Raw genomic sequence first — 15,247 nt, forward strand, 5'->3', positions numbered from 1 at the left:
CGAGCAGGCCCATGCTCTGCGAAATTTTCCTAGGCAAGGCGGGAGCACGAATCATGAGTGTGTACGAGTGGGCACGGCAGGAGTTGCGCAGAAGCCAGGATGCGGCACAGGAAATCGGTTTCGACCCAGGCTTGACCCTGCGCGCGATGCTCAGTGCGGTGGTACAGCAGAGCAAGGGCGTACGCAGTTTCGAAGACCTGGCCGACGAGCTGCAATACCTCGCAGAAAACCTCGACGACCAGCAGGAATACGCCTTTATGCGGCCTTAGTGGCGTGGCGGCAAGTCTTCGGAAAACAGCTCGTCTTCGGCATCCGGAGCCACGGGAATCTTGTGTTCCTCGGCGGCCCACGCGCCCAGGTCGATGAGTTTGCAACGGTCCGAGCAGAACGGCCGGTTGAGGTTGGTCGCTTTCCATTCCACGGGTGCGCCGCAGGTTGGGCAGTCGACGGTCAAGGGTTGGCTCATGATCGGCCTCCACGCAAAGTAAGGTAAAAGTGGTGCAGTCGCTCGACCTCGCTGTGCAGCCAGGCGAGGTCCTGGTCATTGACCAGCACGTCATCGGCATGGTTCAGGCGGTCTTCACGGCTGGACTGGGCCTTGAGGATTGCCTGAACCTGTTGTTCGCTGATGCCGTCGCGCTGCAGGGTACGCTGAATCTGCAGCGATTGCGGCACATCGATCACCAGGATGCGCTGGGTCATGCTGTACTGGCCCGATTCGATCAGCAGCGGTGACACCAGGATCGCGTAAGGCGAGCGGGCGCGAGCCAGGTGACTGCGAATCTCCTCGCCAATCAACGGGTGCAGCAGGGCTTCCAGCCAGCGGCGCTCTTCGGGCACCTCAAAGATCAGCTTGCGCAGAGCTGCGCGGTCCAGCTGGCCGTCAGGCTGCAATACGCCAGCACCAAAATGCTCGGCGATGCGTGCCAATGCCGGGCGGCCGGGTTCGACCACCCAGCGCGCGGCGTGATCGGCGTCCACGAGGTCAATGCCCAGGTCGATAAAGTGCTGGGCTGCCGCACTTTTACCGCTGCCGATGCCGCCAGTGAGGCCAAGAATCCAGGGTGTTGCAACAGGAGTGGTCATCTGAAACCGACAGACTGCAAATAGAAGTCGGTTATTTGACCACCCCAGAGCACTGCAATCCAGCCGGCAATTGCCAGATACGGGCCAAATGGCATCGGCGTGGACGTCTGGGTCTTGTGCAGGCGCATCATGATCAACCCGACAACCACCCCCACCAGCGAGGACATCAACAGTGTCATCGGCAATAGCTGCCAGCCACCCCAGGCGCCGAGCAGGGCCAGCAACTTGAAATCACCGTGGCCCATGCCGTCTTTGCCGGTGACCAGCTTGAACAGCCAGAACACGCTCCACAGGCTCATGTAGCCGATCACGGTACCCCATAGCGCGTCGGCTAATGTCGTCAGTAATCCAAAGCTGTTGACGATCAGCCCCAGCCACAGCAATGGCAGCACCAGCACATCCGGCAGCAACTGGTGGTCTGCATCGATCAGGCTCATCGCCAGTAATCCCCAACTCAACACCAGCAGCGCTGCGGCTTCCCAGCCAAAGCCGAAATGCCAGGCGACCCCTGCCGAGATCAACCCGCAGGCGAGTTCGGTGAAAGGGTAGCGGGGGCTGATGGCCCCCCGGCAATGGGCGCAGCGGCCCCTGAGTATCAGGTAGCTGAGCAGTGGGATATTTTCCCAGGGCCGAATGGGATGATCACAGTGTGGGCAGCATGAGTTGGGGTGCATCAGGTTGTAGGTCGGCCCGTCAGGTTCGGCAGGTAGACCGAGCACCTCATGGGCTTGGGCACGCCATTCCCGTTCGAGCATTTTAGGCAGGCGCCAGACCAGCACGTTGAGGAAGCTGCCGACGATGAGCCCCAGTACCAACGCTATGGCGACAAAAGCCCATGGGTGCTCGTTCAGCAGCACGCTCAAAATGCGCTCCCTAATTGGAAGACCGGCAGGTACATGGCGATGACCAGCGCGCCGACAATCCCCCCCAGGACCACCATGATCGACGGCTCCATCAGGCTGGTGAGGTTGTCGACCTGGTTGTCCACCTCCGCTTCATAGTGGCTGGCGACCTTTTCCAGCATGTATTCCAGGGTGCCCGACTCTTCGCCGATCGCCGTCATCTGGATCGCCATGCTGGGAAACAGGCCACTGTTGACCATGGATTGATTCAGTTGCATACCAGTGGATACATCGTGACGCATATGTTCGATTGCCTGTTTGAACGGGCCATTTCCCACGGCGCCGGCGACTGAATCCAATGCCTGTACCAGTGGGACACCGGCGGCAAAGGTCGTGGAGAGCGTGCGGGCGTAACGGGCCACAGCGGATTTTGTCAGCAGTTTGCCTGCCAGGGGCGCTTTCAACAAACCGGCGTCCAGCCAGTAGCGAAAACCCGACGAGGTCCGATAAGCCTGGCGAAGTCCCATGGCGCCCGCGGCTATGCCCAACACCAGCATCCACCATGCGTGCTGCATGAACGCCGACAAGGCGATCACATGTAAGGTAAATGCAGGCAGTTTGCCGTCGACCCCGGCGAACAGGCTCTGGAACTGCGGCACCACATGGACCAGCAGTATGCCGGTGACCAGGCTGGCAACCACCAGGACTGCGATGGGGTACGTCATGGCCTTTTTGATCCTGGCCTTGAGCTGCTCACTTTTTTCCCGGTGGATCGCCACCCTTTCCAGCAGTGTCTCAAGCGCCCCGGCCTGTTCGCCGGCGGCCACCAGGTTGCAGTACAGCGCATCGAAATAACGCGGTTGTTTGCGCAATGCATCAGCCAGGCTGCTGCCGGCCGCGATCGCCTGTTTAAGTCCTTGCACCTGTTCACGCACTGCTCGGTTGTCGACGCCTTCGCTGATGATGTCGAAGGCTTGCAGAAGTGGAACCCCTGCCTTCAGCAGCGTAGCCAGTTGGCGAGCGAACAGGGTGATGTCAGCCGCTTTGACTGATGGTGCGAGGCTTGGCAGCAGCGGAGATTGCTTGCGCACACGGCCGGGGCTGATCCCTTGCTGGCGCAGTTGTGCCTTGACCAGGGCAGGGTTGTGCCCCTTGGTTTGCCCGGACACCCTGCGCCCTTTGCGGTTGATGCCTTCCCAGGCGTAAATCGTCGAAGCATTGTTCATGTCGCGGTTCCGCATACAGACTGTCGAAGATTTATAGCTTAGTCAGGTGACGGATTCGGGCATGCCTATGGCGCAGGATAAAAATGTCAGAATGTGCGTCTTGAACGCGATTGACCGCTTGCGGGTGAGTACACTGGCGCCGTTGCAAAAACGGGGTGCAGGACGCGCCTTGTCATGAGTTCTATTCTGGAGAGTGAATGTGATACGTCAGAAAGGCTTTACCCTGATCGAGTTGTTGATCGTCGTGGCAATCATCGGCATTTTGGCCACCATCGGCTTGCCCATGTACACCACGCACCAGGCCAAGGCCAAGTTCACTGCCGGCCTGGCTGAAATTGCCGCGTTGAAGGCCGGCTACGAAGACACCATCAACCAGGGCACCGTACCTACCTTGGCCTTGATCGGCGGCACCAGTCCCACCGCCAACTGCAAGATCGATGTGGCAGGCGACGTGGCCACGGGCGCGGGCTCCATCAGCTGCGAAATACTCGACGCGCCGGCGCCGGTGCTGGGCAAGACCATCAGCCTGGTGCGCAGCGCCACCGGCTGGAAGTGCACGACTACCGCTGAAGCGAAATATGTCGGCAAGGGCTGCGGCACCGACGGGGCATAACTGCTAAACCATCCACAGGGAGGTCGAGGTGGCCGATGGCGTTATCCGTACAGCAGCGAGGCGGAGTTTTCCTGATAGCAACTGCGTGCCTGATGACTGTCGGGATTTGCGCACCGTTCGGTGGGCATGATCTACAGCGTGGAATGCAAATTGCCATCGGGTTTTGCGCGGTGCTGTATGGGTTGTCGGTTACCTCGACTGAACCTTGGGTGGACAGGCCCACGGCCTGGGGAGTAGCGCTGGTTGTCGGGCTGGGCCTGCTGTCTTCGGCGCTTGCCCATCAGCCGCTGTGGGCGCTCACCGAAGTGGCGCTGTTTATCAGCTGCGCGGCGATTGCCGTCGCCTTTTCCTTGCTTCGTCGTCACGGCGGCGAGTCTTTGGATCGCGTGCTGATCCTGGTTGTGGTGGTGTTGTGCCTGATCAAGTCGGCCGAGTATCTCTATGCCGGTACGCTCGCATTCACCAGTGGCGAGCGCGCGCTGGACCCTGACCGGCTGTTGTCCGGCTTTTCCAACAAGCGTTTCTACGGCCAGTTTCAGACATTTACCCTGCCATTGCTGGCGCTGCCTTTACTGATCCCGAATATCTCCCGTGCCTTGCGAGGTGCGATGTTTGCGTTGCTGTGTGTCTGGTGGCTGATCGCAATCAGCGGCGGCACGCGGGGTACCTGGCTCGGTATGGGTGTGGCAGGCCTGGTGTTGGCGGTGCTTGGGCCTTGGGGGCGTCGCTGGCTGGGCTGGCAGTTGGCCGCGGTGTTGGTTGGGCTGTTGCTGTATTGGCTGATATTCACGGTGCTGGCGGATTACCTGGGGATTGAGCTCTCCAGTGGTGCCGGAGATCGCCTCACCACCTCGCTGTCGGGACGTGGCCCGATCTGGTGGCAGGCGTGGTACATGCTCGTCGAGCGGCCGTGGCTTGGTTTCGGGCCGATGCATTTTGCCGATATCGCCAACAGGATTGCCGCTCATCCCCATCAGGCGATTCTGCAATGGGCCAGCGAATGGGGTGTGCCCTCGGCGCTGTGCGTGGCGGTGCTGGCAGGGCGAGGCGGCTGGGCCACGTTGGCTGTGCTACGCGAGCGAGCGCTGTCCGCCGAGCGTGTTGACCTGCTGCGTTTGTGCCTGTCTGCGGCGTTGGTGGGGGCGCTGGTGCAGTCTATGGTCGATGGCGTGATCGTGATGCCCAACTCCCAGGTCTGGTTGGCGCTGGTGGTGGGCTGGCTGATGGCGCTGCATGTGTCGCACATGCCAGCAAGCGCTGCGCTGCCGTTGGCCCGGAACCTATGGAAAGCCTTGAGTGTGTTGGCCGTTGGTCTGTTGGTGTTTATCGCGATGCGCGATGTGCCTCACCTCCAGCAAGCCCAGCAGCAGTACCAGGACGGCGAAGGTCGTCACCTGCAACCACGCTTCTGGGCTCAGGGGGTCATTGCCCGTTGAAGGGCGCAAGTTGCCGGACGCCCGATGCGGTGCTAGCTTTAGCCCACCGCCCGTGTAGCTCAGTTGGTAGAGCAGCGCACTCGTAACGCGAAGGTCGCAGGTTCGATTCCTGTCTCGGGCAAAAAGGCGCTACTGTTTTAGCTGCGGTGTTTTAACGGCAGTGTTTCAAAGGCAATGTTTTCAGATGATCCCAGAATGGTTCTGAAGGCCAGACGAGTTGGCACGTGTGCCCGCTCTTTTGTATCTGCGCAACCTTGATGACCCAGATGCATCCCCATTCCTCGATCTAAGAGAACAACATGACCACGACTGAAATGACCCAGGAAGTTCGGCATCAAGCAGCCCTCGAAAAATACCTTGAGGAATCGCCGCAGCTTAAAGAAGAGATCAAGGACCTGAGCGCCGATGATCAGCGCGACCAGATCCAGTGGGCCTTCGAGGACGAAGCCGAGAGCCAGGGCTTCCAGCCTTGGGAACTGACCCTCAAGTACACCTCGACACCGGAAGAATTCGAAGCGGCACGGCTGGCCTTGCACAAAGAGGCGGCCGAGGTGCTGGGTGTCGAATGGGAAGAGTATTGCGAGATGAACGATTTGGTCGTTTAAAAGCAGCTTGTAGGAGCGAGCTTGCTCGCGAAAATCGCTAACGATGACGCGGGCTGCCTGGTTCCCTGCGGCATTCTCAGGTTTTTCGCGAGCAAGCTCGCTCCTACCGTTAAGGTGCTCAAATACTGAGACGCATCGACAAATCCACTGCTTTCACATCCTTGGTCATCGCACCAATGGAGATGTAGTCCACCCCCGTCTCGGCGATAGGCAGCAGGGTGGTTTCATTGATCCCGCCGCTGGCTTCCAGCTTGGCCTTGCCGCCGTTCAGGCGCACGGCTTCACGCATATCTTCCAGGCTCAATTCATCGAGCATGATGATGTCGGCGCCCGCCGCCAGCGCTTCGCGCAGTTCGTCCAGGCTCTCCACTTCGATTTCCACCGGCTTGCCGGGTGCGATCTTGTGGGCGGCGCTGATGGCTTGGGCAATCCCGCCACAGGCCGCGATATGGTTTTCCTTGATCAGGAACGCGTCATACAAACCGATGCGGTGGTTGTGGCAGCCACCGCAGGTCACCGCGTATTTCTGCGCCAGGCGCAGGCCGGGCAGGGTTTTTCGGGTGTCCAGCAGCTTCACCTGGGTGCTGGCGACAAAATCCGCCAGGAACCGGGCACGTGTGGCGACCCCGGAGAGCAATTGCAGGAAGTTCAGGGCAGAGCGTTCGCCACTGAGCAGCGAACGCGCCGGACCTTCCAGACGGAACAGGACTTGGTTGGGGCTGACGCGCTCGCCGTCGGCCACCTGCCAGTGCACGGCAACCCGCGGGTCCAGTTGGCGGAATACCGCGTCCACCCATGCTGTGCCGGCGATGACGGCGTCGTCGCGGGTAATGATGGTGGCCGTGGCCAGCCGTTCGGCCGGGATCAACTGTGCGGTGATGTCGCCGCTGCCGATGTCTTCCAGGAGCGCGCGGCGCACGTTGGCTTCGATTTCGGCGGTGAGGTCGGCAAGACGGAGGTTTGGCATAACAGGCTCCACAAACAAAGTGTCCCGATTATAGGGGCAGCGTGCGTTTGAACCCAGGCTCACCACTCATTTACAGCGCAATGTCAGAGTTTGCTGGCGCAACCGCACTCATTTGCAAGATAATCTTGCGCCTTGCAATTGGCGTCATAGCTTTGACGCCCTGGTGGTAACCGGTTATCCACAGCGCTTATTGGGCCTGTACACGATCTTTCCCCAACGCTTTACCGCCGTTTCAGGAGGCCAGGATGCACAATGACGGAAAGGTGGTGCCGATCAACAAGGCACAAGCCACGCCATCGCCGCTCGCGCGCCTGCCGGTGGTGTTGCTGCAGGTTCGCGACAAGGCGGCGCAGCAGTTGCAGCAGGGTTTGCAGGAACTGTTCGATAACGCCGACGACACCTTGTTCGAAATGGCCGACAAGGCTCGCAGCAACGTGGACCACCATATTTTCTTTGAAGCCATGCGCGACCTGCGCCTCAAGCGCAAGAATTTCGAGCGCGTGTTCATGGAGCGGCTGTTCGAAGCCTTTGGAAACCTGGGGCAGGCGGGGCGTGGTGAGCTTCAGTTGGTGCCCGTGGTGTCCTATGATGCGGCCCCAGGCACGTCCAGGGACGACCTGGAAAAAGCTGTCGCGCTTGAGGCCATGCTAGGCCGGGTGCGTCACCGCGACGGCCTGGCGCTGTCGCAACTCACTGCACGCTTGAGTGTATTGCTCGGCAATCGCCTGGACGACCGTGAGAACCCCCTGGGGCCGGCGCTGCTGTGCGAGTTTTTCCTGCGTGCCGGGCGCAGTCTGGGCGTGGAGATCCGCGTCAAGCTGATCATGCTCAAGCTGTTTGAAAAGTACGTCCTCAGTGATGCTGACCAACTGTACGGTGAAGCCAATCAACTGCTGGTCGCGACCGGCGTGTTGCCGGAACTCAAGGCCGTGCCATCCCGTCGTCCTGGCGGTCGTGCCACCCGCGATCATCATCGCGAGGAGGCATTGTCGAGCGCCGACCAACCCGTCGACGAAAATGGCCAGCAAGCCTTCACCGCCTTGCAGGCATTGTTGACCGTCGTGCGCGGTAGCGTGTCGCCTACCCTTGAAGCCAGTGCCGAACCCCAGCCCATCGCCACCCGCGATCTGCTGCGCCTGTTATCCCATTTGCAGCAGTACGTCCCGGAGCCGGGCGCCGAAGATGATTTTGACCTGTGTAACCAACTCGAGCAGTTGCTCACCCGTGTCAGCGTCAAGAGTGGCAAGTCGCGGGTGGTGGAGGATGCGGATGAAGATGTGATCAACCTGATCGCCCTGCTGTTCGAATTCATCCTTAATGACCGCGCGGTGCCGGACGCCTTCAAGGCCTTGATTGGCCGCCTGCAGATCCCGATGCTGAAAGTGGCGGTGCTGGACAAGAGCTTTTTCAGTCGCCCCGGCCACCCGGCTCGGCGCCTGTTGAATGAAATCGCGACCACTGCCATGGGCTGGAGCCCCGTCGATGACTTCCAGCGCGACAGCCTGTACCTGCGCATAGAGCAGGTGGTTCAGCGTTTACTCAATGAGTTTGTTGAAGATCCGGCGATTTTTTCCCAATTGCTGACTGAATTCACAGCGTTCACCGCCGATGAGCGTCGTCGTAGCGAATTGCTTGAACAACACACCCGCAATGCTGAAGAAGGGCGCGTGCGCACTGAAGCGGCGCGTGCGCGGGTGGCTGAGGTACTCAATCGACGGATGCTGGGCAAGGTTTTGCCGCAGGCGGTGGTGCAGTTCCTGCAACAGGCCTGGAGCCAGGTGCTGTTGCTGGCCAGCCTCAAGCACGGCGAGCAGTCGGTGCAATGGCAGGCAGGGCTGCGCACCATGGATGAGCTGATCTGGAGTGTCAGCCTGCCGGCAGACACTGAAGCCGGGGTGCACTTGCTGGAGCAGTTGCCGGGGTTGCTCAAGGCACTGCGCGACGGCTTGACCAGCGCTGCATTCGACCCCTTCAGCACCCGCGATTTTTTTGTGCGCTTGCAGACCCTGCATGTCCGGCCGCCCGAGGGGGGCGATGGATGGCTCGAAGTGCGTGAGCCCTTTGTGTTCAGCGCACTGCCGCTCGATCCAGTCGAGGGCCTGCCGGACGATGATCCGGACCTGGCCAAGGTGCACCAATTGCGAATCGGCGACTGGTTCGTGTTCCAGCAGGGCCAGGCAGGCACCCTGCGGTGCAAGCTGACGGCGATCATGGCGCCGGCCAGCACCTATGTTTTCGTCGGCCGTACCGGGCTCAAGGTCCTGGAGAAGAGCGCGGGCCAACTGGCAATGGCGTTCAAACGTGGCGCGCTGCATAACCTGGACGATGAGCCGCTGTTCGAGCGGGCGCTGGCGGCGGTGGTGGGCAAGCTGCGTCAACTCAATCGCGGCAAGTGATCGCAACCACGGGGTCGAACGCGGCATACTGGTCACACTTAGTCACGTTCAAGGATCCTGTATGCAGTTGGACCCCGCCAGCGGCTGGTGCCAGGGCATTCGCCATTGCCCTTCACCCAACTTCAACGAGCGCCCGGCAGGCGAAATCTCACTGTTGGTGGTGCATAACATCAGCCTGCCACCCGCGCAGTTTGCCACCGGCAAAGTGCAGGAGTTTTTCCAGAATCGCCTGGACGTCACGGAACATCCCTACTTTGAAGGGATTGCCGACCTACGGGTGTCTGCGCATTTTCTGATTGAGCGCGATGGCACGGTGACGCAGTTTGTGTCCTGTATCGACCGGGCCTGGCATGCCGGGGTCTCGTGCTTCGAAGGGCGTGAGACGTGCAATGACTTTTCCTTGGGGATAGAGCTTGAGGGCACGGATGATTTGCCGTTCACCAACCCTCAGTATGTATCGCTGATCGACCTGACCCGTCAGTTGCTGGCAGCCTACCCAGGTATTACGCCGCAGCGTATTTGCGGCCATAGCGATATTGCTCCGGGGCGCAAGACCGATCCCGGCCCCGCTTTTGATTGGGCGCGCTTTCGCAGCGCCCTGCAGGATGGAGGACACGCACGATGAGTTTTCTGGTGTTGGTGTTGGCAGTGTGGATCGAGAAGTTCTCGGCCATGCGCCAGCGGTTGCAGCGTGACGGCGGCTGGTTGCGCGAATTGGCCAAGTTGGAGTCGAGCCCGCGCACGGGCAAGCAGCCTTGGCTGATTCTGGTCCTGCTGGTGTTGCTGCCGGTGGCGTTGCTGGCGTTGTTGTTGCTGGTGCTGGAACCGGTGGCCTATGGTTTGTTGGCGCTGCCGGTGCACTTGCTGGTGGTGATCTACAGCCTGGGCCGTGGCGATCTATTGGCTGGGCTGGGGCCATTTCGTGATGCCTGGCGCCGTGGTGACCTGCAGGCGGCCGAACATGTGGCCGAGCGCGACCTGAAGCTGGGAGCCGACAGCGGCGAGCAACTGCTGGAGCGCGTCCAGGGCTATCTGTTGTGGCAGGTCTACCAGAGCTTCTTCGCCGTGATTTTCTGGTACTTCCTGTTAGGGCCGGTCGCCGCGCTGGCCTATCGACTGCTGGCGCTCGCCAGTGAGCATAGCCACAACCCTCTGGTGGCTGAGCGCGCCGGGCAGCTGCGTCACGCGTTTGACTGGTTGCCGGTGCGCTTGCTGGCGGCCAGTTTTGCGCTGGTGGGCAATTTCGTCGCGGTCAGCCGTGTCATGCTTCACGAGTTGCTGAGCTGGGACATCAGCGCGGCGCAACTGGTGGAAAAAGTCGGTCTGGTCGCCGCTGAAATCCCCCCTCCGGCCGTGGGTGCCGACGGCATCAACAGCCTGGATCGCCTGTGGGAACTGCTGCTGCGTGCGGCGGTGCTGTGGTATGCCGGCTTCGCCATCTGGACGGTGTTGCCCTGATTCCTGTGATAAGCGGGCTTGCCCCGCGCCGGGCTGCGCAGCAGCCCCCCGCAATCCTGGTTCGTTAACTTTACGTTACAAAACTCCCTTTCAAATTGAGCTATACAGACAGAGCGCCAAATAGTGGCTTTCTGCCGCCGCCCTGCGCCTCAATAAAAATAAAAGAAAGGGGAGGTCACCTGTGAAGAGCTTGCTCTATCCCGCCATCGCGCTGATGAACCGTCTTAGCTTCGGCCTGAAGTTCAGCCTGATCAGCGTGCTGTTCCTGCTGCCGATGCTGGCGACCAACTATTACCTGGTGCGCGATTCCTGGCGCGAATTCCAGGGCACTCGTGTCGAGCTGCAAAGCCTGGATTTGCTCGGCAGCAGCCTGGTCCTGCGCCGTGACCTGGAAACCCTGAATAACCAGGTGCAGATCAACGTAACGCTCGGTCAGTCCGGCAAGGCCGCTGACCTTGAGGACAAGATCAGCGCGTTGGAGCAGAGCGTGCTCGCCCGTCTGCAAGGCCTCAACCCGATGGCTGCCGAACCTGAGCAAATCGCCGCCTTTGAAGGTAAGCGTGACGAACTGATCGCGGCCTTCCAGGCCCAGCAGCAGGAAAGCTCGCTGCAGAGCAAAAGTGCGTTGATCGGCAAGTTGCTCAATAAGGCACAGATGCTCAGCCAGATCATTGCCAGCCAGTCCGGCTTGAGCCGCGACCCCCAGAGTGATTTGCGCCAACTCAGCGAACTGATCACCAGCGTCACCCCGCAGGTCACCCAGACCTTGGGAGAAGGCCGGGCGATGGGCGCCTACTCCCTGGGCCAGGGTTTTCTCAACTCATCTTCCAGTACCCGCTTCGACGAACTGCTGCAACAGTTGGAAAAGCTCCAGGCCGAATACGCCTTGAAATTGCAGGACGTCCTGGGCTCCAGCAACGCCGCGCACGCGGCGCTCGACAGCCTGGCCAAGGCCAGTAACGCCAGCCTCAAGCACGGCAGTGAGTTGTTTGAAGAACAGGTGGTGATGGCCGAAACCCTTGATGCCCCCTGGCAGGGTTTCTATGACAGCGTCAGCCAATTGATGGACCACACCTATCAGCTCGATGACGCCACCCTGATGTTCCTCGGGCAGCAACTGGAGCAGCGCCTGGCGCAGAACCGTACGCACATGGTGATGCTGGTCTCGGCGCTGACGGCGGTGTTTTTGCTGATTTTCTACCTGTATGCGGGGTTCTACGCGTCTACGCGTACTACGTTGCGGCGTCTGGGGGCGATGATGGACAAGGTGGCCGCCGGCGACATGACCGTTACCTTTGTTGCCCAAAGCCGCGATGAGTTGGGCGATCTGGGCCAAGTGTTCAACGGTACCGTAGCGAAAATCCATGACTTGATCGAGCGCGTCGGGCACACCGTCAGCCAGGTCGAATTACAGGCCGGTCAAGTGGAAACGGTCTCGGCCCGGAGCAATCAGGCGGTCTCTGGCCAGCGCATGCAGATTGAGCAGGTGGCGACGGCCATGAACCAAATGTCTTCCACCGCCCAGGAGGTGGCGCGCAGTGCGGCGGCGGCGGTCAGCAGTGCCCACAGCGTCAACGATGAAACCGTCAATGGCCGTGGCCTGGTGCAATCCCAGCAGGGCAGCATTGCGCGGCTGGCCTCGGAGATCGACCAGTCGGTAAGGGTGATCAACCAATTGGCCACTGACAGCCAATCCATCAGCAGCGTCCTGGAGGTGATCAAAAGCATCGCCGAGCAGACCAACCTGCTGGCACTCAATGCTGCCATCGAGGCCGCGCGGGCCGGTGAGCAGGGACGCGGCTTTGCCGTGGTGGCCGACGAGGTGCGAACCCTGGCCCGGCGGACCCAGCATTCCACCGAAGAAATCGAACAAATGATCAGCCGTCTGCACAGCGGCGTGGCAGCGGCCGTGAAGGCCATGGGCAGCAGCCATGAAATGGCCAGCGGCACCGTGGAACAGTCGGATAAGGTCCAGCAAGCCCTGGAAAATATCCTCGGTGCCGTGGGCATGATCGTCGATCAGAATCAGCAGATCGCCGCGGCTGTGGAGCAGCAGACCGCCGTTGCTCATGACATCGACCAGAATATCGTCGAAATCAATCGTGCCGGCGAGCATGCTGCCGAAGGCGCGCATCAGACTGAAGCGGCGAGCCGGCAGCTGTCGATACAGGTGATCGAATTGAAGCAACTGATCGGGGCCTTTCGTGTGTAAGGCTATGTCGTAGGATTGGTCTTGGTTTGGTGTAGTGCCTGTCCTGATTTCCCGGAGTGCCTTTTTTGCGCGGGTGAATGAGTGAAAATTTGTGTCACTCAATCAAGGTCCAAGGGAGGCACGACGATGACCCCTGCAATCGGCATCAAGGGGCACTGCGCCCATTGCGACATCACGTTTGAACTCAAGCCTTGGCAGTTGAATGCCATCGCCATTGAAGAGCCCTTTGATTGCCCGTATTGCCAGCGCATCCTGGCGTTGAACTGCCCCCGGCAGTTGCGCCATTTCAAGGCGCTGGATCACTGGGCGCTGGTACGCCCGAGCATGGCCGTGCTGACCTGCGTGGTGCTGATCGTGGCGCTGGTGATGGAGTGGGTGGGGCTGATCAGCCTGATCGGGCAACTCAATGTGTCGTTAGTGGTGCTGCTGGTGCATTTCCTGGTGTTGCGCTATGCCCGTCATCGGCAGCGCATGACCTTGAACCTGCAAGCGGTGACCCCGGTACTACCAATTGAACAGCTCGCACGCATTGCGTGTGCTCGCCTCGGCCAGCGCTAGGGGGCTGGTGCCCATGCGCTCGGCCAGGGCGGTGCAGATCGCCGGCAGGTGCTCCGGGCTGTTGCGCTGGCCCGGGTACATGGCCGGCGCCATGTCGGGGGCGTCGGTTTCCAGTACGACCGCGTTCAGCGGCAGGTGTGCCAGCACCTTGTGCATGCGCAGGGCCTGGGGCCATGTGGCTGCGCCGCCCAGGCCGAGCTTGAACCCCAGCTTGATGTATTCGTGGGCTTCTTCCCGGCTGCCGGCAAACGCGTGGATGATGCCGCCCCGTGGCAGGCGGATGCGCTTGAGTGTGGCAATCACGGCCGCGTGGCTGCGGCGTACGTGGAGCAGCGCCGGCAGTTGGAAGTCCACCGCCAGTTTGAGTTGGGCTTCGAACAGGCCTTGCTGGCCTTCGCGATCCAGCTGTTCAAGGAAGTAATCCAGGCCGATCTCACCTACCGCGCAGAGCTGTCGATGGCCGTGGAGGCGGGTCAACCAGTCACCCAACTCCGTCAGGTCGGCGGGCTTGTGCTCATCGAGGTACACCGGATGCAGGCCAAAGGCCGCGAACAAACCTGCATCCGCCTGCACCAGATCCCACAGCCGCTGCCAGTTCTGCTGATACACCCCCAACACCACCATGCGCCGCACGCCCAACGCCCGGCTGTGGGCGAGGACTTCCCGGCGATCGCTGTCGAAGTCCGGGAAATCCAGGTGGGTGTGGGTGTCGATCAGCTCCACGCTCAGGCCTCGTGGATACGCTGCTTGAAGGTCCGGCCGATGGCGTGCACGCCCGGTTGGTACTGTTCTTCTTCAATGGCGGCCAGGGCCAGGCGCAGGGCGGTGTCGGCAATCAGCTGATGTTGCTGGGCCATGGCGTTGACCGGCAGCGGCAGGAAGTCCAGCAACTGGGTGTCACCAAACGTGCCCAGGCGCAGCGGGCGCGACTTGAGCGGGAAGTCATGCAGTGCGTCGAACACGCCTTGCAACAGCACGTAGGACGTGGTCACCAAGGCGTCAGGCAAGTGCCCCAGTTGATGCAGAAGTTGCTCCATCAGCTGTCGGCCACAGTCGCGGCTGAAGGCTTCGCCGTGTTCGACGATGACCTCGCCGGTGAAACCGTCAAGCGCTTCACGGAAGCCAGCCGCACGCTCCTGGCTGATGCTCAGCTCGGGCCGCGCGCCAATCAGTACGATCTGCTTGGGCAACGGTTGCAGCAAGCTGCTGGTCAGTTGCTGGCAGGCCTGGCGGTCGTCGCTGACCACCGAGCAGAACTGGTCCGCCCCCATCACCCGGTCGATGGCAATCACCGGCAGACCCTTGGCTTGCAGCTCGCGGTAACTGTCGTCGCTGGCCGGCAGGCAACTGGCGACGAACAGCGCGTCGCAACGGCGGGCGCGGAACAGTTGCAGCAGTTGGCGCTCGCTGTCGGCTTCATCGTCTGAGCTGGCGATCAGCAACTGATAGCCGCGTGCCCGTGCACCTTGCTCCAGCAGTTTGGCGATGCGTGCGTAACTGGGGTTTTCCAGATCCGGGAGGATGAATCCCAGGGTACGGGTATGCCGACTGCGCAGCCCGGCGGCCTGGGGGTTGGGCGTAAAGCCATGGGCTTCGACCACCGCACGCACCCGGTCGACGGTCGCGCTGCTGATGCGTTGCTGTGCGGCTTTGCCATTGATGACATAGCTGGCGGTGGTCACGGACACACCGGCCAGACGTGCGATATCACTGAGTTTCAAACCGGGATTTCCTTGTTTTTTGGAGCTCGCCCCGACATTTTGTCCAATCGTAACCGATTCCTGCACACGACCAATGTCTCAGCTCAAGTGCCGAGTGGTTCTTCAAGGATGCGCAATTAACGCGTAA

At 60.9% G+C, this 15,247-nt stretch carries 16 protein-coding genes, 1 tRNA gene and 2 pseudogenes; 12 read left to right on the plus strand and 7 right to left on the minus strand.

The genetic code is table 11. From position 1 onward, the window contains the following. Window positions 1-53 precede the first annotated feature (53 nt). Entirely contained in the window at window positions 54-269 is a 216-nt protein-coding gene (locus HCF10_RS00635) for a hypothetical protein (RefSeq protein WP_003171680.1), read from the plus strand. Here HCF10_RS00635 and yacG read toward each other — a convergent pair. Genes yacG through HCF10_RS00655 form a run of 4 tightly spaced genes read right to left on the minus strand, consistent with a single transcriptional unit; the run spans window position 266 to window position 3,154 of the window. Further along, complete coding sequence (gene yacG, locus HCF10_RS00640; RefSeq protein ID WP_003188437.1) at window positions 266-466, minus strand: DNA gyrase inhibitor YacG; 201 nt, start codon at window positions 464-466, stop codon at window positions 266-268. The two genes, HCF10_RS00635 and yacG, sit on opposite strands and share 4 nt — an antisense overlap. Further along, a complete protein-coding gene (coaE, locus tag HCF10_RS00645; protein WP_027604887.1) occupies window positions 463-1,086 on the minus strand; it encodes a dephospho-CoA kinase in 624 nt (207 codons plus the stop codon). Before coaE ends, yacG begins: the two co-directional genes overlap by 4 nt. Continuing rightward, window positions 1,083-1,949 (minus strand): prepilin peptidase, encoded by an 867-nt coding sequence (locus HCF10_RS00650; RefSeq protein WP_131698483.1) that lies wholly within the window; start codon window positions 1,947-1,949, stop codon window positions 1,083-1,085. The genes coaE and HCF10_RS00650 overlap by 4 nt, the downstream gene beginning before the upstream one ends. Then, a complete protein-coding gene (locus HCF10_RS00655; RefSeq protein ID WP_167654711.1) occupies window positions 1,946-3,154 on the minus strand; it encodes a type II secretion system F family protein in 1,209 nt (402 codons plus the stop codon). Before HCF10_RS00655 ends, HCF10_RS00650 begins: the two co-directional genes overlap by 4 nt. A gap of 202 nt (window positions 3,155-3,356) precedes the next feature. On the opposite strand from HCF10_RS00655, the gene HCF10_RS00660 reads away from it, so the two are divergent. The 5 genes and pseudogenes from HCF10_RS00660 to HCF10_RS31770 all read left to right on the plus strand — a co-directional run. Continuing rightward, entirely contained in the window at window positions 3,357-3,767 is a 411-nt protein-coding gene (locus HCF10_RS00660) for a pilin (RefSeq protein WP_131698538.1), read from the plus strand. A 35-nt stretch (window positions 3,768-3,802) separates the two neighbouring features. Continuing rightward, on the plus strand, window positions 3,803-5,203 hold the full coding sequence (locus HCF10_RS00665) for an O-antigen ligase family protein (RefSeq protein ID WP_167654712.1): 1,401 nt from the start codon (window positions 3,803-3,805) through the stop codon (window positions 5,201-5,203). A 48-nt stretch (window positions 5,204-5,251) separates the two neighbouring features. After that, window positions 5,252-5,324 (plus strand) — tRNA-Thr (locus HCF10_RS00670). A gap of 178 nt (window positions 5,325-5,502) precedes the next feature. Continuing rightward, window positions 5,503-5,808 (plus strand): DUF6388 family protein, encoded by a 306-nt coding sequence (locus HCF10_RS00675; protein ID WP_027604882.1) that lies wholly within the window; start codon window positions 5,503-5,505, stop codon window positions 5,806-5,808. 21 nt (window positions 5,809-5,829) lie between these two features. Beyond that, a pseudogene (locus tag HCF10_RS31770) lies at window positions 5,830-5,919 on the plus strand (outer membrane lipoprotein carrier protein LolA); the annotation flags it as partial. Window positions 5,920-5,926: 7 nt separating this feature from the next. Here HCF10_RS31770 and nadC read toward each other — a convergent pair. Further along, a complete protein-coding gene (gene nadC / locus HCF10_RS00680; RefSeq protein ID WP_131698480.1) occupies window positions 5,927-6,775 on the minus strand; it encodes a carboxylating nicotinate-nucleotide diphosphorylase in 849 nt (282 codons plus the stop codon). Window positions 6,776-7,020: 245 nt separating this feature from the next. Between nadC and HCF10_RS00685 the strand changes: the two genes are divergently transcribed. From HCF10_RS00685 to HCF10_RS00705, 6 genes and pseudogenes are all read left to right on the plus strand, one after another. Further along, window positions 7,021-9,171, plus strand: coding sequence for a DUF1631 domain-containing protein (locus tag HCF10_RS00685; RefSeq protein WP_167654713.1), 2,151 nt, complete (start codon window positions 7,021-7,023; stop codon window positions 9,169-9,171). A gap of 61 nt (window positions 9,172-9,232) precedes the next feature. Further along, on the plus strand, window positions 9,233-9,796 hold the full coding sequence (gene ampD, locus HCF10_RS00690) for a 1,6-anhydro-N-acetylmuramyl-L-alanine amidase AmpD (RefSeq protein ID WP_065924088.1): 564 nt from the start codon (window positions 9,233-9,235) through the stop codon (window positions 9,794-9,796). Next, the gene (gene ampE, locus HCF10_RS00695; RefSeq protein WP_145335381.1) at window positions 9,793-10,629 is read left to right on the plus strand and encodes a regulatory signaling modulator protein AmpE; all 837 of its coding nucleotides are present in this window, start codon (window positions 9,793-9,795) and stop codon (window positions 10,627-10,629) included. The genes ampD and ampE overlap by 4 nt, the downstream gene beginning before the upstream one ends. A gap of 1,156 nt (window positions 10,630-11,785) precedes the next feature. Beyond that, window positions 11,786-11,983, plus strand: a pseudogene (locus tag HCF10_RS31845) (HAMP domain-containing protein); the annotation flags it as partial. Between the two features lie 153 nt (window positions 11,984-12,136). Next, window positions 12,137-12,841: a methyl-accepting chemotaxis protein gene (locus HCF10_RS31850; protein WP_443200898.1), complete on the plus strand. Its 705-nt coding sequence runs from the start codon at window positions 12,137-12,139 to the stop codon at window positions 12,839-12,841. A gap of 126 nt (window positions 12,842-12,967) precedes the next feature. After that, a complete protein-coding gene (locus tag HCF10_RS00705) occupies window positions 12,968-13,399 on the plus strand; it encodes a hypothetical protein (protein WP_145335377.1) in 432 nt (143 codons plus the stop codon). Here HCF10_RS00705 and HCF10_RS00710 read toward each other — a convergent pair. After that, a complete protein-coding gene (locus tag HCF10_RS00710) occupies window positions 13,346-14,122 on the minus strand; it encodes a TatD family hydrolase (RefSeq protein WP_131698475.1) in 777 nt (258 codons plus the stop codon). The two genes, HCF10_RS00705 and HCF10_RS00710, sit on opposite strands and share 54 nt — an antisense overlap. A 2-nt stretch (window positions 14,123-14,124) precedes the next feature. Beyond that, a complete protein-coding gene (gene cra, locus HCF10_RS00715; protein ID WP_131698474.1) occupies window positions 14,125-15,120 on the minus strand; it encodes a catabolite repressor/activator in 996 nt (331 codons plus the stop codon). Between the last annotated feature and the right edge of the window lie 127 nt (window positions 15,121-15,247).

The sequence above is a fragment of the Pseudomonas sp. B14(2022) genome (assembly GCF_012030485.1).
In the GTDB taxonomy this organism is placed as follows: Bacteria; Pseudomonadota; Gammaproteobacteria; order Pseudomonadales; family Pseudomonadaceae; genus Aquipseudomonas.